This is a genomic window from Micromonospora sp. NPDC047074 (genome assembly GCF_040643815.1).
Taxonomy (GTDB): domain Bacteria; phylum Actinomycetota; class Actinomycetes; order Mycobacteriales; family Micromonosporaceae; genus Micromonospora.
The window spans coordinates 1-3,361 of the sequence record NZ_JBEYVB010000081.1; the positions used below are offsets into that span (position 1 = coordinate 1).

Sequence of the window (3,361 nt, forward strand, 5' to 3'; positions counted from 1 at the left end):
GCCGGGGTGTAAGGAAGGGCACCTTCCTAACGCATTGCGTTAGGAAGGTGCCCTTCCTTACACCCATTCGACGTGACCGGCGCGCTCAGCCCATCCGGCCGACGGCGGCCCGGAGGCGGGCCAGGTCCCGCCGTCGCCGCTCGTAGGTGGTGGCGAGCCCGATCAGCAGGAACCCGCCGACCGCGAGGAAGATCCACCGGGGCAGCAGGTCCCAGCCACGGATGAGCTCGTGCAGCGCGAGCAGCGTCAGGGTGACGCCGCCCAGCAGCACCGGCGCTTGCCAGCGGCGGGTGGCTCCGGCGAGTACCGCGCCGAGCGCGGCGGCGCCCAGCAGCAGCCGCCGCCACGGCTGGGGGTCCGGCGCCGCCAACACCGAGACCAGGCTCGGCAGCAGCGCGGCGGCGAGCCCCGGGCCGAGCGCCAGCCAACTGGTCAGCCCGGGCCGCGTGCGCAGCGCCACCACGCCCGCGCCGAGGGCCAGCGCCGCCGCCGGCACCGTGTACGCCTCCAGCAGCGCCACCTTTCCGGCGGCCAGCAGCAGCCAGCCGCCGAGCAACTCGCTGCCGCCGGCGATGCCCGCGAACGCCCACCGCCGGCCCGACGGCTCCCCGCCGCGCAGCACCCGCAACCCGACGGCGGCGCCCCACAGCACGCAGACCGCGGCGGCGTGGCGGAGCGTGCCCACCGCGAGCAGCAGCGCGACGAGCGCCACCGCCTGGGCGGCGGCGTCCAGTGCCGTCGCCGTGGTGGCCCGTCCCGGGCGGGCCGGCGCGACCGACACCGCGCCGCCCGGGAAGGCTCCCGGCACGACCGCCGGGATCGGCCCGGCGGGCATCCGGGTGCGGCCGATCGCCGCGGCGGCGGCCAGGGTGAGCACCGCGACGGCGAGCACGCTGAACGCGGCCGTCCGCAGCGGCAGCCCGCCGGCCAGCGGCGCGACCACCGCGAGGCTGGTCGCGGCGGCCACCGCGACCAGGGCCCCGCCCAGCCGGGCGGTGTCCCGGCGGGCGGCCACGCCGACCACGGTCGCCGCCACCACCAGCACACCGAGACCCGCGATCGTGCCCGCCCGGGTGGCCAGCAGCCCCAGCAGCCCGGACGCGGCCAGCACCAGCCCCACCGGCATGCCGACCGGGGCGAGCAGCGGGCGGGGCGCGAGCAGCGCGACGACCAGCACCACGGCGGCCCCACCGGCTAGCGTGCCGGCCGGCAGCACCGGCCACGGCGCCCCGGCGGCCAGCAGCAGCACGGGCAGCGCCAGCGCGGCGAACGGCAACGCGACCAGGGCGGCCCGCCACCAGCCGGTGCCCGCCGGCCGGCTGGCACCCTCCGGGGCAGTACCGGGCCGGCTGGCGCACTCCGGGGCGGGGCCGGGCCGGGTGGCGTCCCGGTCCGGCCGGCCGGCCAGCACGCCGGCCACCGCCAGCGCGGCCAGCGCCAGGCCCGCCGGGAAGGCCCCCGGATCGGGCCCGACCGTGGGCACCCCCGACCAGGGCGGCACGCCGCCGTACGGGGCGAACAGCGCCGTCAACGCCACCGGAAGAGCGGCGGCCACCGAGACCACGAGCAGCCCGACGCCGGCCAACCGCAGGACGATGCCGGCACGCGCCGCACCGCCGAGCGTCGCCAGCAGGACCGCCACGGCGGCGTACAGCGCCACCGGTTCCTCGGCCGGTACGACCACCGGTGCCACTCCGACCGCCACCGATGCCAGGGCGAACCCGACGGAGGCGTACGCGTGCAGGTCGGGCCAGTGCCGGCGGACCGCGAGCAGCCCCACGGGCAGCAGCACGGCGGCGGCGAGCGCCGCCCGCGCCTGCCACCAGGGCGCAGCCCCGGCGGCGATCAGCGCGACGGCGGCGCCGGCGGGCACCGCGAGCGGCACGACGGCCAGGGCCACCCCGGCCACCCCCCGCTGCACGGCCGCCCCGCGCCGGCCGGCCCGTGCCGCGAGGATCCCGGCGACCAGCACCACCGCGAGCGCCGCGCCGGCCCCGGCAGGCGCGGCCAGCCCCACCAGCAGGCCGTGCCCGAACAGGACGGCACCGGCCACCGCCGAGGCCAGCACCGTCCAGAACCGGATGCCCGGACGCCCCACCGCGACGGCCAGCAGGCCCGCCGCCGCCACCAGGTCCAGGGCCACCACCGCGGGCCACGGCGACGGCCAGCCGGCGGGCACCGCCAGCACCACGGCCGCCACGCCGATCGCGGCCAGCGCCGGTCGGGCGGCCCCCGGCAGCAGCAGCCCCAGGGCCGCCACGGTCAGCGCGATCACCACCGGGGCCTGCCACCCCTGGGCGAGGTCCGGCCCGGCGTCGGCTCCCCGCCACGGCGGCAGCGAACGCCCGGCCGCGACACCCGCGAACGCGACGGCCAGCAGTACGGCGAACTGGGCCGTTCCCCCGGCCACCAACAGCGCGCCGGCCCGGGGACCGACCCGCCAGCCGGCGGGGAGCAACCGCACCGCGCCGGCCAGCGCCACCACGACCAGGGCCGAGAGCACCGGCGCCAACCCCAGCTCCGCGATCGGACGGATCAACGCGCCGGCCAGCGCCGGCACCAGCAGCGCGGCGGCCACGGCGCGGAACACCGACCCGCCGACGAGCAGCGCCGCGCCGAACAGGGTCAGCGCCACCAGCAGCATCGGCACCCCGGCCAGCAGCGGCACGCCGGCAGCCCGGCCGAGGGACAACGGCACCAACGCACAGCACGCGGCCACGAGCAGCGCGCCGGCGTACCCGACCCAGGCGATGACGCGCCCGGCCAGGACCACCGGACGCTCGCCGGCCGGCGCGGGCGCCACGGCCGGGCCTCCGCCGGCCGGGGCCGCCGGGCCAGCCGGTGGGCCGGCGGGGGTTGCGGGAGCCGTCGCCGGGAGACTCCGGCGGCGCAGCACGACCAGCACCGCCAGGTCGAGCAGCGCCACCCCCAGGAACGCCAACGCCCAGCCGGCGGCGTCCGGCCGGGCCGAGGCGGCGAGCAGGGGCAGCACCGGCTGGGCGGTGAACAGGGCCGCGAACCACGGCACGGTCAGCCCGCTGAGCCGGGCGTACCCGGCGGCGATCGCCGCGCTGGCCCCCCCGGCCAGCGCGGCGTAGCGGGTGCCCGGCCAGTCCGTCACGCCGAGCAGGTCCACCGACCAGGCGGCGTACCCGTCGAGGAGCACCAGCAGCAGCCCCACGGCGGCGAAGGTCTCCGCGGTGCCCCGCAGCCCGCGCCGCGCCGCCAGCAGCGGCGCGGCCAGGGCGAGCGCGGTGAACGCGGCCCGCAGCTCCACCCGGATGGCGTAGCGGGAGGCCAGGCGGCTGACCACGGCCAGACCCATCAGCCGGAACGCCGCGACGTCGACGCTCGGCGGGGC

The 3,361-nt window shown here is 80.1% G+C and carries 1 protein-coding gene; it reads right to left on the reverse strand.

The features are described from left to right. Positions 1–85: 85 nt before the first annotated feature. A partial coding sequence (locus ABZ809_RS34410; protein ID WP_357566836.1) for a hypothetical protein occupies positions 86–3,361 on the reverse strand: 3,276 nt, incomplete at its 5' end.